The organism is Candidatus Symbiopectobacterium sp. NZEC151, assembly GCF_025962655.1.
In the GTDB taxonomy this organism is placed as follows: domain Bacteria; phylum Pseudomonadota; class Gammaproteobacteria; order Enterobacterales; family Enterobacteriaceae; genus Symbiopectobacterium.
This window is the reverse complement of record NZ_JAGFPE010000008.1, coordinates 1-14,862: the sequence shown is the minus strand read 5'-3', so window position 1 is coordinate 14,862 and position 14,862 is coordinate 1. Positions and strand designations below refer to the sequence as shown.

The 14,862-nt window shown below is 55.7% G+C and carries 13 protein-coding genes; 2 read left to right on the top strand and 11 right to left on the bottom strand.

The features are described 5' to 3' along the window. Positions 1-6: 6 nt before the first annotated feature. From ilvA to J5067_RS19645, 6 genes are all read right to left on the bottom strand, one after another. Positions 7-1,560 carry a threonine ammonia-lyase, biosynthetic gene (gene ilvA / locus J5067_RS19670; protein WP_264651829.1) on the bottom strand — a complete coding sequence of 518 codons (1,554 nt, stop codon included), beginning with the start codon at positions 1,558-1,560 and terminating at the stop codon, positions 7-9. Positions 1,561-1,565: 5 nt separating this feature from the next. Continuing rightward, positions 1,566-3,416: a dihydroxy-acid dehydratase gene (gene ilvD, locus J5067_RS19665; protein ID WP_264651828.1), complete on the bottom strand. Its 1,851-nt coding sequence runs from the start codon at positions 3,414-3,416 to the stop codon at positions 1,566-1,568. Positions 3,417-3,529: 113 nt separating this feature from the next. Further along, positions 3,530-4,456 (bottom strand): branched-chain amino acid transaminase, encoded by a 927-nt coding sequence (locus tag J5067_RS19660; protein ID WP_195314406.1) that lies wholly within the window; start codon positions 4,454-4,456, stop codon positions 3,530-3,532. 23 nt (positions 4,457-4,479) lie between these two features. Further along, the gene (gene ilvM / locus J5067_RS19655; protein ID WP_195314405.1) at positions 4,480-4,737 is read right to left on the bottom strand and encodes an acetolactate synthase 2 small subunit; all 258 of its coding nucleotides are present in this window, start codon (positions 4,735-4,737) and stop codon (positions 4,480-4,482) included. Positions 4,738-4,754: 17 nt separating this feature from the next. Then, positions 4,755-6,404 carry an acetolactate synthase 2 catalytic subunit gene (gene ilvG / locus J5067_RS19650; RefSeq protein WP_264651827.1) on the bottom strand — a complete coding sequence of 550 codons (1,650 nt, stop codon included), beginning with the start codon at positions 6,402-6,404 and terminating at the stop codon, positions 4,755-4,757. A gap of 140 nt (positions 6,405-6,544) precedes the next feature. Continuing rightward, positions 6,545-6,643 (bottom strand): IlvGEDA operon leader peptide, encoded by a 99-nt coding sequence (locus J5067_RS19645; protein WP_195314403.1) that lies wholly within the window; start codon positions 6,641-6,643, stop codon positions 6,545-6,547. A 350-nt stretch (positions 6,644-6,993) separates the two neighbouring features. On the opposite strand from J5067_RS19645, the gene J5067_RS19640 reads away from it, so the two are divergent. Further along, on the top strand, positions 6,994-8,523 hold the full coding sequence (locus J5067_RS19640) for a YifB family Mg chelatase-like AAA ATPase (RefSeq protein ID WP_264651826.1): 1,530 nt from the start codon (positions 6,994-6,996) through the stop codon (positions 8,521-8,523). Positions 8,524-8,583: 60 nt separating this feature from the next. Here J5067_RS19640 and J5067_RS19635 read toward each other — a convergent pair whose 3' ends face one another. After that, entirely contained in the window at positions 8,584-8,922 is a 339-nt protein-coding gene (locus J5067_RS19635) for a DUF413 domain-containing protein (protein ID WP_264645531.1), read from the bottom strand. A gap of 120 nt (positions 8,923-9,042) precedes the next feature. Here J5067_RS19635 and hdfR point away from each other — a divergent pair, with 120 nt between their 5' ends. Beyond that, the gene (gene hdfR, locus J5067_RS19630) at positions 9,043-9,867 is read left to right on the top strand and encodes an HTH-type transcriptional regulator HdfR (RefSeq protein ID WP_264645530.1); all 825 of its coding nucleotides are present in this window, start codon (positions 9,043-9,045) and stop codon (positions 9,865-9,867) included. A gap of 14 nt (positions 9,868-9,881) precedes the next feature. Here the strand turns inward: hdfR and yjfF are convergent, their stop codons facing one another. The 4 genes from yjfF to ytfQ form a co-directional block, all read right to left on the bottom strand. Beyond that, on the bottom strand, positions 9,882-10,844 hold the full coding sequence (gene yjfF, locus J5067_RS19625) for a galactofuranose ABC transporter, permease protein YjfF (protein WP_264645529.1): 963 nt from the start codon (positions 10,842-10,844) through the stop codon (positions 9,882-9,884). After that, positions 10,844-11,854: a galactofuranose ABC transporter, ATP-binding protein YtfT gene (gene ytfT / locus J5067_RS19620; protein ID WP_264645528.1), complete on the bottom strand. Its 1,011-nt coding sequence runs from the start codon at positions 11,852-11,854 to the stop codon at positions 10,844-10,846. Before ytfT ends, yjfF begins: the two co-directional genes overlap by 1 nt. Then, entirely contained in the window at positions 11,835-13,361 is a 1,527-nt protein-coding gene (gene ytfR, locus J5067_RS19615; protein ID WP_264645527.1) for a galactofuranose ABC transporter, ATP-binding protein YtfR, read from the bottom strand. The genes ytfT and ytfR overlap by 20 nt, the downstream gene beginning before the upstream one ends. A gap of 66 nt (positions 13,362-13,427) precedes the next feature. Next, complete coding sequence (ytfQ, locus tag J5067_RS19610; protein WP_264645720.1) at positions 13,428-14,384, bottom strand: galactofuranose ABC transporter, galactofuranose-binding protein YtfQ; 957 nt, start codon at positions 14,382-14,384, stop codon at positions 13,428-13,430. Positions 14,385-14,862 lie beyond the last annotated feature (478 nt).

Genomic DNA, 14,862 nt, shown 5'->3' with positions numbered 1-14,862 from the left:
CTGACATCACGCCGTGTTACCGGCCAGGAAGAAACGAAACGCCGGATTTTGGGTTTCGTCGTGGCACTCGTAACCCAGCGCCTGCAAACGTTGCTCAAACTCCGGATCGCGCTCGGTCACTTCGAACGCCGCCAGTACGCGACCGAAATCGGTCCCGTGGCTGCGATAGTGAAACAGCGAGATGTTCCAGTGCGTGCCGAGCGTGTGCAGGAACTTCAGCAGCGCACCGGGAGATTCCGGAAACTCGAAGCTGTAAAGCTGTTCCTGCAACGGCTTGGAAGGACGTCCGCCAACCATGTAACGCACATGGAGCTTCGCCATTTCATCATCGGAGAGATCGACCACCTGATAACCACCTGCGGAGAGTTCTGCGATAATCTCATCCCGCTCCGCATGTCCACGCGTCAGACGCACCCCCACGAAAATGCAGGCGTCTTTGTCATCGGCGTAACGGTAGTTAAACTCGGTCACCGAGCGACCACCCAGCAGTTGGCAAAAGGTCAAGAAGCTGCCCTTGCGCTCAGGGATGGTTACCGCCAGCAATGCCTCACGCTGTTCACCCAGTTCACAGCGTTCAGAGACATAGCGCAGACCGTGGAAGTTCACGTTGGCACCCGACAGAATATGCGCTAGCCGTTCACCCTGAATGCCGTGCTGCTGGATATACTTCTTCATCCCCGCCAGCGCCAGTGCGCCAGACGGTTCGGCAATCGCCCGCACATCTTCAAAGATATCCTTCAGCGCGGCACAAATCGCATCGCTGTCCACGGTGATGACATCATCCAGATATTCCCGGCACAGGCGGAAGGTTTCATTGCCAATACGCTTGACCGCCACGCCTTCAGCGAACAGTCCAACGCGCGGCAAATCCACCGGATGCCCGGCATCCAATGCCGCACGCAGGCAGGCTGAATCTTCCGCCTCAACGCCGATCACTTTGATCTGCGGCATCAATTGTTTGATCAACACCGCCACGCCCGCCGCCAGACCACCGCCACCAACCGGTACAAACACGCGATCGAGATGCGCATCCTGCTGCAACAGCTCCATCGCCAGCGTGCCCTGCCCGGCAATCACGGCCGGATGATCGAACGGCGGAATGAAGGTCATATGCTGCTCTTGCGACAGCACAATCGCTCGGGCCTTGGCCTCATCAAAATTGGCACCGTGTAGCAACACTTCACCGCCAAAACCGCGCACCGCATCAACTTTGATATCCGCGGTGGCGACCGGCATGACGATCAGCGCCTTGATGCCAAGCTTGCAGGCTGACAGCGCTACGCCCTGTGCGTGGTTACCGGCGGAAGCCGTTACCACACCGTGCGCTTTTTGCGCCTCGGTCAGGGTCGCCAACATGGCATAGGCACCGCGCAGTTTAAAACTGTGCACTGGCTGACGGTCTTCTCGCTTCACCACAATGGTGTTGCCGAGACGCGCCGAGAGTTTTTCCATCGGCTGAAGCGGCGTCACCTGTGCCACTTCATACACCGGCGCGCGCAACACCGCACGCAAATACTCCGCGCCGCACGGGGCGTCGGGGAGAGGGAGTGATACCGCCATTGAACTTAGCCTCCCAGCTTGCTCTTGTCGCGTACCGCGCCTTGGTCCGCGCTGGTTGCCAGACTGGCGTAAGCACGCAGTGCGAACGACACCTGACGCTGACGGTTTTTCGGCGTAAAGGCCGCATCGCCGCGCGCCAGTTGCGCATCGTGGCGGCGTGCCAGTTCATCTTCCGCCACCACCAGCGCAATGGTACGGCTAGGAATATCAATGGCAATGGTATCGCCGTCTTCCACCAGCCCGATGGTGCCGCCACTGGCCGCTTCAGGCGAAGCATGGCCGATGGAAAGCCCGGAGGTGCCGCCGGAGAAACGACCGTCGGTGATCAACGCACAGGCTTTACCCAATCCCATCGATTTCAGGAAGCTGGTCGGGTAGAGCATCTCTTGCATGCCCGGCCCGCCTTTCGGCCCTTCGTAACGGATAACCACCACATCTCCCGCTACCACCTTACCGCCCAGAATGGCTTCTACTGCATCATCCTGAGATTCATACACTTTCGCCGGGCCACGGAACACCAGACTGCCATCATCCACACCGGCGGTTTTGACGATACAGCCTTTTTCCGCGATGTTGCCGTACAGTACTGCCAGACCACCTTCCTGACTGTAGGCATGCTCCCGCGCACGGATACAACCTTGTTCACGATCGGTATCCAGCGACTCCCAGCGACAATCCTGTGAGAACGCCTGCGTGGTGCGAATGCCCGCTGGCCCTGCGGAGAACATACTTTTCACCGCTTCATCATCGGTCAGCATCACGTCATAGGCATTCAGCGTTTCCGTCAGGCTTTTACCCAACACGTTACACACATCGCGGTTCAGCAATCCGGCGCGATCCAGTTCGCCCAGAATACCGATCACCCCACCCGCACGGTGTACGTCTTCCATATGGTATTTCTGCGTGCTCGGTGCCACTTTGCACAGCTGCGGCACCCGGCGCGACAGACGATCGATGTCGTCCATGGTGAAATCCACTTCCGCTTCCTGCGCGGAGGCCAGCAAGTGCAGCACGGTGTTGGTGGAGCCGCCCATGGCGATATCCAGCGTCATGGCGTTTTCAAACGCGGCCTTGGTCGCGATATTACGCGGCAGCGCACTGGCATCATCCTGCTCGTAGTAGCGTTTGGTCAGTTCAACGATGCGCGTACCCGCATTCAAAAACAGTTGCTTACGATCGGCGTGGGTCGCCAGCAGCGAGCCATTGCCCGGCTGTGACAGGCCCAGCGCTTCCGTCAGGCAGTTCATCGAGTTAGCGGTAAACATGCCGGAACAAGAGCCGCAGGTCGGGCAAGCGGAACGTTCGATCTGGTCGCTGTCCGCATCGCTGACGTTCGGGTTAGCGCCCTGGATCATGGCATCCACCAGGTCCAGTTTGATCAGTTGGTTAGAGAGTTTGGTTTTCCCGGCTTCCATCGGGCCGCCGGAAACAAAGATCACCGGGATATTCAGGCGCAGCGAGGCCATCAGCATTCCGGGGGTGATCTTGTCGCAGTTGGAGATACACACCATCGCATCGGCGCAGTGGGCATTGACCATGTATTCGACCGAATCGGCAATCAGCTCACGTGACGGCAGGGAGTAGAGCATGCCACCGTGCCCCATCGCGATGCCATCATCCACCGCAATGGTGTTGAACTCTTTGGCCACGCCGCCAGCGGCTTCGATTTGCTCCGCCACCAGCTTGCCCAGGTCGCGCAGATGCACGTGGCCCGGAACGAATTGTGTGAACGAGTTGACCACGGCAATGATCGGCTTGCCGAAATCGGCATCGGTCATTCCGGTGGCACGCCACAGGGCGCGCGCACCTGCCATGTTACGGCCATGCGTGGTTGTGGCTGAACGGTACTTAGGCATACTCTGTTACTCCAGTGTGTGTTTCCTCCCCTTTCCTGCTCCCGTTCGGCGGCGACTGGCGTCTTGGGTTCGTGAAGCAAGGGAAAGGGGTGTATTAATCTTTCTTGTGACGATTACGGGTTAACCTGATCTAACCAGCCCCATTTGTCTTCGGTTTCGCCGGTAAACAGGCCGAAGAACGCTTTTTGTAGTTGTTTGGTGACCGGGCCACAACGGCCAATGCCGACCTGAATACCGTCCACGCTGCGCACCGGAGTGATTTCCGCGGCAGTGCCGGACATAAAGACTTCATCCGCCAGATAGAGCGATTCACGTGACAGCACCTGCTCACGCACTTCCAGTCCCAGGCTCTGCGCCAGTTTGATGATGGCGTCGCGAGTGATACCCGGCAGCGCTGATGAGGTGAACGGCGGGGTAAACAACACGCCATCTTTCACTTCAAACAGGTTTTCACCTGCACCTTCAGACACATAGCCGTTGACGTCCAGCGCGATCCCTTCCTGATAGCCGTGGCGGCGCGCTTCGCTGCCCACCAGCAGAGAGGAGAGGTAGTTACCGCCCGCTTTTGCGGCCGTTGGAATGGTGTTGGCTGCCACACGGTTCCAGGAGGACACCATGGCATCAATCCCCTGATCCAGTGCGTCTTCGCCGAGATATGCGCCCCAGGGAAATGCCGCAATGATGACATCCGTGACGTAACCTTCCGGCGGATTCACGCCCATGCCAACGTCGCCAACGAACACCAGCGGACGGATATAGGCGCTTTTCAGATCATTTTTACGTAGCGTTGCACGGCAGGCTTCCATCAGGTCATCCACGCTGTACTGCACCGGCATACGATAGATTTTAGCGGAGTCGTGCAGGCGGCGCATATGCTCACGGTGACGGAATACCACCGGGCCTTTATGGGAATCGTAACAGCGCACCCCTTCAAACACCGACGTACCGTAGTGCAGCGCATGGGACATCACGTGTACTTTGGCTTCCGCCCACGGCACCATCTCACCATTGAACCAAATGTAATCAGCTTTGCTCGTCATTCTGTTTATCCTTTCTGATGCCTTCAGGCACGTATTTGTTGTGATGTGTGGGGTTGTATTTCAACACAAGCGATATCCAGCAGCTTGCTTAACTGTGTTGACAATAAATCCACCGGCCGTTGGCTGGCAACGGTCAATTCGATATTGATATGGTCGGGGTTGGCGGCCGTCATCATGTTCATGGCACACACCCGGAAGCCGCGGTGGCGAACCACGCGCAGCACACGCTCCAGCATTTCGGGACGAAAGCGAGCCTGTATGGAAAGTTGATGATGCGTCATTCTCTGTTCTCCTGCCATTATTCGGTACGTTCCAGCATGGTTTCATTCCCGGCACCCGGTGGAACCAGCGGCCAGACGTTTTCCAGTTCATCGATAGAGACATGCAGCAAATACGGCCCATCACTGCTCAACAGGGCATCCAGCGCGGCATCGATCTGATCTTTTCGGGTTATGCGTTGCCCTGGGATACCAAAAGCGCTTGCCAGGGTCAGAAAATCGGGGTTATCGGAGAGGTTGGTTTCGCTGTAACGCTCATTGAAGAACAGCTGCTGCCACTGTCGAACCATGCCTAACCGTTGGTTATCCAGCAGCACGATTTTTACCGGCAACTGTTTTCGTTTGATGGTGCCCAGCTCTTGCACGTTCATCATGAAAGAGCCGTCACCGGAAATACACACCACGGTATCTTCAGGACGGGCGACCTGTGCGCCTACCGCTGCGGGCAAACCAAAGCCCATGGTGCCTAACCCGCTGGAGGTGATGAAATTTTCCGGACGGGAAAAACGCATGTGCTGCGCAGCCCACATCTGGTGCTGGCCGACATCGGTAGTAATCACCGTTTCCGCCGGTTTGCGTTCAGACAGGATTTTTAACAGCGCCGGCGCATAGATGGCCTCGCCCGGATGATCGTAACGCCACGGGTATTCGGCTTTCAGCGCCGCCACCTCTTGACGCCAGGCATCAATTGCCAGCGGCTGGGCCAATGCGGGCAACAGCGTGTTTAAATCCCCCGGCAGTGCCACGTTGGCCAGGCGCAATTTACTCAATTCAGCCGGATCGATATCCAGATGAATCACCGCTGCATGCGGCGCAAACGCATTCAGCTTGCCCGTCACGCGATCGTCAAACCGCGCACCGACGGCAATCAACAGGTCACACTCTTGCACCGACAGGTTGGCTGCTTTGGTACCGTGCATGCCCAGCATGCCGAGGTAGTGCGGATGCTCGGCATCAACGGCACCCAATCCTTTCAGCGTAACGACGGAGGGAATACCCGTCTCGGCAATAAACGCGCGCAGTGCCGGCACCGCCTGCGCCATGCCCACGCCACCGCCGACGTACAACATCGGCTTTTTCGCCGCGGCCAGCATGGCGCGCGCTTGTTCGATGGCCTGCGCAGGGAAATCCGGCTGGCTGTCATCGACTGGCGTAAACTGCGGGACGATCTCACTGATGGCTAACTGAATGTCTTTGGGGATATCCACCAGCACCGGGCCAGGACGGCCACTGCTGGCGATGGCGAAGGCTTCCGCCATGATCCCCGGCAGCGACTCCAGCGAATCCACCAGGAAGCTGTGTTTGGTACAGGCCAGCGACAAGCCCAGCACATCGATTTCCTGAAAGGCATCGGTACCGATCAACGGTGAAGCCACCTGACCGGTAATCGCCACCACCGGCACCGAATCCAGCAGCGCATCCGCCAGTCCGGTGATCAGGTTAGTGGCACCGGGGCCAGAGGTGGCGATACACACGCCGACCTTGCCGGTCGCGCGGGCATAACCGAGCGCCGCCATGGCTGCGCCTTGTTCATGACGGCACAACAGGTGCTCAACGCCGCCGTCGTAGAGTGCATCGTAAACCGGCATGATCGCGCCGCCCGGATAACCAAATACGGTATCGACACCTTGCGCCCGCAACGCTTGCACCACCCATTGAGCCCCATTCATAGTTTATTTCCCCGACGCTGCCGGGGAGAAACAGGATTTTATGCTGTAAGACATACTCCACTCCCTTCTGTAGTTTTTACCGCCCAACAAAAAACCCCCGACCTTACGGTGCGGGGGTTTTTTGAATTACGGCTTGATTTTTAAGCCATTCTTCGTCTCAGCGACGCCCCGCACGGTGGGTTTATAATCACCACCACGCTAATAATGACTAGGCTAATCACGAGAGAGAACGCTTTCATAAATGGTTTGTTCTGTAATCATTGTCGAACGAATACCTACAGAGTTACCACAGACTTAGCGCCACTGACAATATTTTTTTTCAAACGCGCCATGAAGGCCAATGAAGAAACCGGCGTTAAATGCAATTTAATCATATAGATATAAACAATTATTCACATTGTGCTTTTTCTATAGACTTTCACCGACCACGCCATTGAGTCATGCAAGACTTGCAAGCCAGCGCCCAACCCAGATGGAATGCCCTGTATGGCAATCGCCTCTGTGCGAGCCGTCGCCGATAACGTTATTTTTATACTGCCCCTTGGACTCAGGATGGCGCACGCTGCCGCAATTGACAGGAGGGAGCGTTATGTCGCTGGCTGTTACCTATACGCGTGCAATGATTGGCATTCAGGCCCCTTGCGTGACGATTGAAGCCCATATCAGCAATGGCTTGCCCGCACTGACGCTGGTTGGCCTGCCGGAAACCACGGTTAAGGAAGCACGGGATCGGGTGCGCAGCGCACTGCTCAATGCCGGGTTCACCTTTCCCGCCAAGCGGATCACCGTCAATCTCGCCCCGGCGGATTTGCCCAAGGAGGGCGGGCGCTACGATCTGCCCATCGCACTATCGATTCTGGCAGCCTCAGAGCAGATTTGCGGCAAGGCGTTAGCGCAGTATGAGTTTCTGGGTGAATTGGGATTATCCGGGGCGCTACGCGCGATTACCGGCGCAATCCCGGCGGCCATCGCCGCGGGCAAGGCGGGTCGCCAGCTTATTTTGCCACTGGCTCATCAGCAGGAAATGGCGCTTATCGGGCACGGTGAGGTGCTGCTGGCAGAACACCTGAATGCGGTATGCGCCTTTTTGCACAGCGGTGAACCGTTGACCGGCAGTCAGGCGGTTGAGGTTCACGCGCCCGACCTCACCAACGCCCCGGATCTGGCAGATATCATTGGGCAAGAGCAGGGAAAACGGGCGCTCGAGGTCACCGCCGCCGGAGGCCACAACCTGCTGCTGATAGGGCCGCCCGGCACCGGAAAAACCATGCTGGCCAGCCGTCTTGCCGGGTTATTGCCCCCATTGAGCAACGAAGAGGCGCTGGAGGTGGCGGCCATTAATAGCCTGGTCAGCGCTGCGGATACCACACTGGGCTTGTGGCACACCCGCCCCTTTCGGGCACCTCACCACAGTGCATCAATGACAGCCCTGGTGGGCGGGGGCGGACTGCCAAAACCGGGAGAGATCTCGTTGGCGCACAACGGTATACTGTTTCTCGATGAGTTGCCCGAGTTCGAGCGGCGTGTCCTGGACGCTCTGCGAGAACCGTTGGAAGCCGGTGAAATCGTGATTTCCCGCACGCGGGCCAAAGTCAATTACCCCGCCCGCGTGCAGTTGGTCGCCGCTATGAACCCCAGCCCATCGGGGCACTATCAAGGTATCCATAACCGCCTGCCGGTGCAGCAGATCCTGCGCTATTTGGGTAAACTCTCCGGGCCGTTTCTCGACCGGTTCGATCTGTCGATTGAAGTCCCGTTACTGCCACCTGGAACGCTGCACAAACAAGGGCGTCAGGGAGAACGCAGCACCGACGTTCGAGCGCGCGTGTTGATGGCACGAGAGAGGCAACTGGCACGAGCGGGAAAAATCAATGCGCGCCTGACACCGCCGGAAATGGATATTCACTGCCGCTTGCACGAAGAGGATGCCGTCTGGCTGGAGGCGTTAATGACCAAGCTGGAGCTGTCTGTGCGTGCCTGGCACCGCATTTTAAAGGTGGCGAGGACCATCGCCGATCTGGCACAGCAGCCCGATATCCAGCGCGACCATTTGGCGGAGGCGATCAGCTATCGCTGCATGGACAGGTTGCTGCGCCGCTTACACCGCGATTTAGGGTAAAGCATTTAAGGTAAAGCGCAGAGATAAAAAACGGGGCCATTGGCCCCGCAAGTGAATAACTTAATCGTCGCTATCGGTGTATTCTTCCACCGCATCCATCTGCGGCTTACCGCCGGACAGCGTGTGAAAACGCTTCGGGCGACGAATACGAGCGACATATTTGGCCCAGGTTTTTTCCATGTCGGTGGACGCATCACGCTCACCGCGGCACATGGCGACGAATTGGGTCTCTTCCTCGGTCACCGGCTGGCGTTTACCCAGGTCAAGCTCATTCAACGCATAGCCATAGCGTTCCAGCATCTGGGCCTCTTTGATGGTGAAGTCACCGTGACGAGAGAAGCCGCGTGGGTAGGATTTATTATCAAAAAAACGATTCGTTGTAGAGAAGCTTTCCGCCATCTTACACGCTCCTAATTCTTTTATGGTCGTGCTGTTTATGGCGCGGAGTATTAGATAGGCTTGACATTCTGTAAAACAAAACATTTAAATCATCACGACAAATTTTTTTTGGAGATGAGCGTGGATACCGAATTACTGAAAACCTTCCTGGAAGTCAGCAGAACGCGGCATTTTGGACGCGCCGCAGAATCGCTCTATCTGACCCAGTCAGCGGTCAGCTTTCGTATTCGCCAATTAGAAAATCAACTTGGTGCAAATTTGTTCACTCGCCACCGCAATAATATTCGCCTGACACCGGCGGGCGAGCGCTTGTTGCCCTACGCAGAGAGCCTGATGGGCACCTGGCAACTGGCCAAAAAAGAGGTCGCACGCTCGCAGCAGCACCAGTTGCTGTCGATTGGTGCCACTGCATCGCTGTGGGAAGCCTACCTGACGCCCTGGCTGCAAACGCTGTACCAGCAGCGCCCGCTGCTTCAACTTGAAGCGCGCATTGCACAACGTCAATCTCTGGTGCAGCAGTTACACGAACGGCGGTTGGACCTGCTGATCACTACCGAGCAGCCCAAAATGGAAGAGTTGACCAGCCATCTGTTAGGAAACTTCTCTCTGGCGCTGTTCGCCACACAAGACGAGGAGCAGGCCGAAAGGCCTTTTATCAAACTGGAATGGGGCGCGGATTTTCATCAGCACGAAGGGCGGTTATTGAGCAATGAGCAGCTTCCCATCTTGACCACTACCTCAGCGCACCTGACGCGCCAGCTATTGTTGACCACCGGCGGCTGTGCCTTTCTGCCGCGCCATTGGGAAAAAACTTACCCACTGTTGTACGTTCAGCAACATACGCCACCGGTGATCCGCCCGCTGTATGCCGTTTGGCTGCAAAACAGCGACCAGCAGGCGTTAATCCGTCAACTGCTTAAAACCCCTATTGCTGATATGTTGTGAGCCGCGTAGCGCCGTCAGGCGCGTTTGGCGACCCAAAATGCGCTAAGTCCTTTCTGCAAGACGATAAAGGTAAACAGCAGGATGCCAATAACGATCTTGGTCCACCAGGAACTGAGGGTGCCATCAAAGGTGATGTAGGTTTGAATCAGCCCTTGGATCAGCACCCCAAAGAAGGTGCCCAGCACCGTGCCCACACCGCCGGTCAGGAGCGTGCCGCCAATCACCACTGCCGCAATCGCATCCAGCTCTACGCCGCTCGCTGCCAGCGCGTAACCCGCTGAGGTATAGAGTGAGAACACAATCCCGGACAACACTGCCAGCGTGCTGGAAAGCATGTAGATCTGGATGGTGGTTTTTCTCACCCGCACCCCCATCAGCTCCGCTGAAGTGATATTGCCGCCAATGGCGTAAACGCGATTACCAAAACAGGTGCGGTGCGCCAAGACCATCCCGACAATTACCGTCATCAGCATGATCAACGCCAAAAAGGTCAGGCGCCCACCGCCGGGCATGCGCCACGCTAATCCGGCAAGCTGTTGGTATACAGGGTGTTCAATCGGGATCGACTCCTGAGAGACAATAAAGCTCATGCCGCGCACAAAGAACATACCGGCCAGCGTGATGATAAACGCAGGCAGTTTCAGGGTATCGATGATCCACCCCATCAGCGCACCGAATGCTGCCCCCATCACCAACGCCAGCGCAATGGCATAGCCGGGATGCATGCCATAGGTACCAATCAGCTTGGCTAACAGTACGCCAGTAAACGCGATCACCGAGCCGACGGAGAGATCGATCCCGCCGGAGAGGATCACAAAGGTCATGCCGACCGCGACAATCCCGATAAACGCATTATCCGTCAACAGGTTGAAAAATACGCGCGTAGAAGCAAACCCCGGAAACTGGCTCAGGCAAAACAGATAGCCGACGATAAAAACGCCGAGCGTAATCAACAGCGGAATATTTCGTTTCAGCATTATTCGTGCCTCCGCAACAGGCGGCGCAGCGAGAAACGCGGAGACTGCATAATCAGCACCGCCAACACCACCAACGCCTTAAGCACCAGATTGAGTTCAGGACGGTATCCTGCTAACAGAATACCGGTATTCATACTTTGAATAATCAATGCCCCCACCACCGCAAGCAGCAGATTAAACCGCCCGCCCAGCAAAGACCCACCGCCGATCACCACCGCCAAAATGGCATCCAGTTCAAGCCACAAACCGGCATTGTTCGCGTCCGCACCGCGGATATCCGCTGTAATAATCACCCCCGCGACCGCCGCGCAGATGCCGCAGATGACATAGACGGAAATCAAGATCAGACGCGTGCTGATGCCAGCGTTTCTGGCCGAACGAATGTTGATACCCACCGCTTCGATAAATAAGCCCAATGCGGTTTTGCGTGTCAGTATCCAAAGTAGAAGCAGCATGGCGCAGGCGATAATCACCGGCATCGGCAGGTAGAACAGCGAGCCGCTGCCCAGATGTGCCAACGCAGGATGTGCAAAGGTAATAATCTGCCCTTCGGTAATCAGTTGTGCGACACCACGGCCTGCCACCATCAGCATCAAGGTCGCCACAATCGGCTGGATCTGTAGCACCGCAACCAAAAAGCCATTCCACAGCCCGCACACAGCGCCGGTGAGCACTGCCGTCAGTAGAATCACTGGCAATGCATGCCCTTGCGCCGCAAGGCTCGCCGCCGTAGCACCAGCGATCGCCATCACCGCCCCCACCGAGAGGTCAATACCGCCGGTGGCAATCACCAGCGTCATGCCCAATGCCAGCAATGCGACCGGTGCGCCGCGATTAAGGATATCGATCAGGCTGCCGAACAAACGGCCATCTTGCACATGAAGTGAAAAGAAGTTGGGCGCAACCAGGCTATCGATTAACAAGATGACCACCAACGCCGCAATCTGTGGTAGCCCTTTACTGACGCCGAAGCGCACCCGGCGCACGGGTTTAACATGGCTGTCCGTCATGCGCACCTCCTGGTTGTAATGCAATGGCTTGCATCACGGCAGCAACGGAAATCTCCTGATGCGCCAGATGTGCCACCTGCTTTCTGTCGCGCAACACAATGATGCGGTCGGCATAACCGGTCAGCTCTTCCAGCTCAGAGGAGATAACCAGCAGCGCCATACCGCGCTCACACAGTTTTTCTATCAAACGAATGATTTCCGCATGGGCACCAACATCAATGCCGCGCGTCGGTTCATCAAGAATGAGAAAGCGAGGTTCTGTCGCCAACCAGCGCGAGAGCAACACCTTTTGCTGATTGCCGCCGGAAAGATACTGAATTTCCTGTTCAGGGCTCGGCGTTCGTATCCCCAATCGCTCAATGAACATTTCTGCAATGCGGGTTTGCTCTTTCAACCCCAGCGGACGTAACCACCCGCGCTGGGCCTGCAACGCCAGAATAATGTTCTCACGAACCGTCGCCGAACCAACAATGCCTTCGGTTTTGCGGTCTTCAGGGCAATAACCAAACCCCAGCTTGCCCGCCTTGCGTGGGCTACGAATGGAGACTGGCTGACCATCAACCTTGGCCTCACCGCTGTCTGGCGTTTTAATGCCAAAGACCAGCTGTGCGGTCTCCGTACGGCCCGAACCCAGCAATCCAGCCAGCCCGACGATTTCGCCCGGCGCAACGGACAACTCAAAGGGATCGACCATATTACGACGGCCATACCCACGGAATTCGACCAAAGGCTCGCCGGTTTCAGTCGCATGGGCTGAGCGCTTCAAGAGTGACTCATCAAAACTGTGGCCCAGCATCATCTGCACCAGATCGAGACGCGGCAACGCCGCCGTCATTTCACTGCCCACCAGTTTTCCGTTGCGCAACACGGTGATGCGATCGCTAAGGCGATAAACCTGATCGAGAAAATGGGTGACAAAAATCATGCCCACGCCGTGCTCACGCAAATGGGACAAAATGCCGAACAGCATGTCGACCTCATTTGCATCCAGGCTGGCAGTGGGTTCATCGAGGATCAACACTTTGGCGGAAAGATCGACTGCGCGAGCGATAGCAATGATCTGCTGAATAGCGATCGAGTAGTTGCCCAAAGGATCGGTAACATCTATCCGTAATCCGTAGTAGGCGACGATTTCTCTGGCAAGCCGCGCCATTTCCTTCTGATCAACCATGCCGAAGCGCAAGGGTTCCCGGCCCAAAAACAAATTCGCCGCCACCGACAGATTGGGTAATAGATTGACCTCCTGGTAAACGGTACCGATACCTAAGGATTGCGCGTGCGCTGTGCTCAACGGATCGATGGCGTTACCTTCGAGAAAAATTTCTCCTGCTGAACGCCGATAAACCCCGGTCAACGCTTTTATCAGCGTCGATTTTCCGGCACCGTTTTCACCCAGCAGGGCAACAATTTCCCCTTTGCGCAGCGTGAAATCGACGCTATCCAACGCTTTAATACCAGGAAATTCGACACTCATTCCCTGGATGTCCAACAGCAATTCAGTGTCCATCAGACTCACCTATGCCACTTAAAACATCAGGTAACGATGGCGCATTGCACGCCATCGTTATCAGGCTTAATAACCAAGGTCTTTTTTGGACTGGTATTCTGCTTGTGCCGTATCCGGCAATAATAATCTTGATTCAGTCTGAATAAATTTCTGCGGCTGTTTTCCTTCTTTTTTCAAGGCAATTAATGCATCAAATGCCGGGCCAGCCATATTTGGCGTCAGCTCTACTGTGGCATTTGCTTCACCGTCGATCATTGCTTTAAAAATATCGGGAACCGCGTCGATAGAAACCACTTTGATTTGTGAGCCCGGCTTTAATCCGGCCTCTTTAATGGCCTGAATGGCACCGATCGCCATATCATCGTTATGGGCATAAACCGCGCAGATATTCTTGCCGTTCTGCTCCGCTTTGATGAAGCTTTCCATCACCTCTTTACCCTTACTGCGGGTAAAATCGCCTGACTGCGAGCGGATGATCTTCACATTTGAAGACGCAGCGATGCCGTCAACAAACCCTTTTTTACGGTTTATTGCGACGCTCGACCCCACCGTGCCTTGCAGCTCAACAACGTTACAGGGTTTTCCCGCGACGTCCTTCAGCAGCCATTCGGCAGCCACCTTACCTTCGTAGACGCTGTCAGAAGCAACTGCGGCGGTATACAGGGAGGGATCGTTAACATCGATCATACGGTCCAGCAGGAATACCGGTATTTTTGCCTCCTTGGCCTCCTGGAGTACCGGCGTCCAGCCCGTTGCGACCACGGGTGCGATAAATATCGCATCAACGCCTTGTGCAATAAACGATCTTACCGCTTTGATCTGGTTCTCTTGTTTCTGTTGCGCATCCGCTATTTTTAAGGTGATACCCCGTTTTTCTGCTTCCTGTTTAGACACTTTGGTTTCGGCAGAGCGCCATCCCGACTCGGAACCGATTTGAGAAAATCCCACGGTTAGCGCCGATGCCTGTGTTGCGCCACATAATGCTGTAGCGACAGCCATTGCGACCAGTAAACGCCTGTACATAATCCACTCCTTTATGAGCAGCCGACAGCTTTTTGGCTTGTTTGCAGGTTTTAACCCCACGTCAATGCGTGCAGGTTGTACAGAGACACGACATGCACCTGACATTTTTTATCAGGGCTTATCTGTTTTAGTCGAAATAGTGACGGGGCGGGATGAGCAAGCTCACAACCTGGTATTACGATAGGTTTGTACATAATTACAGCTAATTCATTCAGCCATTTTCAGGCCTTTAGCTACAGGAAGAGAGGCAAATTAATGCATATAAACGGTGTGGGATTATTGGCGCGTTACGATAAAAAACCTATACAACAAAAATTACGCACAGCAAAAAGGGCTGTCCTTTCGGACAGCCCCTTCGCTATTTTTCATCATCAGACGTCGTCTGATAACTGATATAAAAGCCTGGCAGTTCCCTACTCTCACATGGGGAAGCCCCACACTACCATCGGCGCTACGGCGTTTCACTTCTGAGTTCGGC

Excerpts from the sequence above, each read along its gene's own strand:
- ilvA (WP_264651829.1), bottom strand. The coding sequence starts at position 1,560 with ATGGCGGTATCACTCCCTCTCCCCGACGCCCCGTGCGGCGCGGAGTAT.
- ilvD (WP_264651828.1), bottom strand. The coding sequence starts at position 3,416 with ATGCCTAAGTACCGTTCAGCCACAACCACGCATGGCCGTAACATGGCA.
- J5067_RS19660 (WP_195314406.1), bottom strand. The coding sequence starts at position 4,456 with ATGACGAGCAAAGCTGATTACATTTGGTTCAATGGTGAGATGGTGCCG.
- ilvM (WP_195314405.1), bottom strand. The coding sequence starts at position 4,737 with ATGACGCATCATCAACTTTCCATACAGGCTCGCTTTCGTCCCGAAATG.
- ilvG (WP_264651827.1), bottom strand. The coding sequence starts at position 6,404 with ATGAATGGGGCTCAATGGGTGGTGCAAGCGTTGCGGGCGCAAGGTGTC.
- J5067_RS19645 (WP_195314403.1), bottom strand. The coding sequence starts at position 6,643 with ATGAAAGCGTTCTCTCTCGTGATTAGCCTAGTCATTATTAGCGTGGTG.
- J5067_RS19640 (WP_264651826.1), top strand. The coding sequence starts at position 6,994 with ATGTCGCTGGCTGTTACCTATACGCGTGCAATGATTGGCATTCAGGCC.
- J5067_RS19635 (WP_264645531.1), bottom strand. The coding sequence starts at position 8,922 with ATGGCGGAAAGCTTCTCTACAACGAATCGTTTTTTTGATAATAAATCC.
- yjfF (WP_264645529.1), bottom strand. The coding sequence starts at position 10,844 with ATGCTGAAACGAAATATTCCGCTGTTGATTACGCTCGGCGTTTTTATC.
- ytfT (WP_264645528.1), bottom strand. The coding sequence starts at position 11,854 with ATGACGGACAGCCATGTTAAACCCGTGCGCCGGGTGCGCTTCGGCGTC.
- ytfR (WP_264645527.1), bottom strand. The coding sequence starts at position 13,361 with ATGGACACTGAATTGCTGTTGGACATCCAGGGAATGAGTGTCGAATTT.
- ytfQ (WP_264645720.1), bottom strand. The coding sequence starts at position 14,384 with ATGTACAGGCGTTTACTGGTCGCAATGGCTGTCGCTACAGCATTATGT.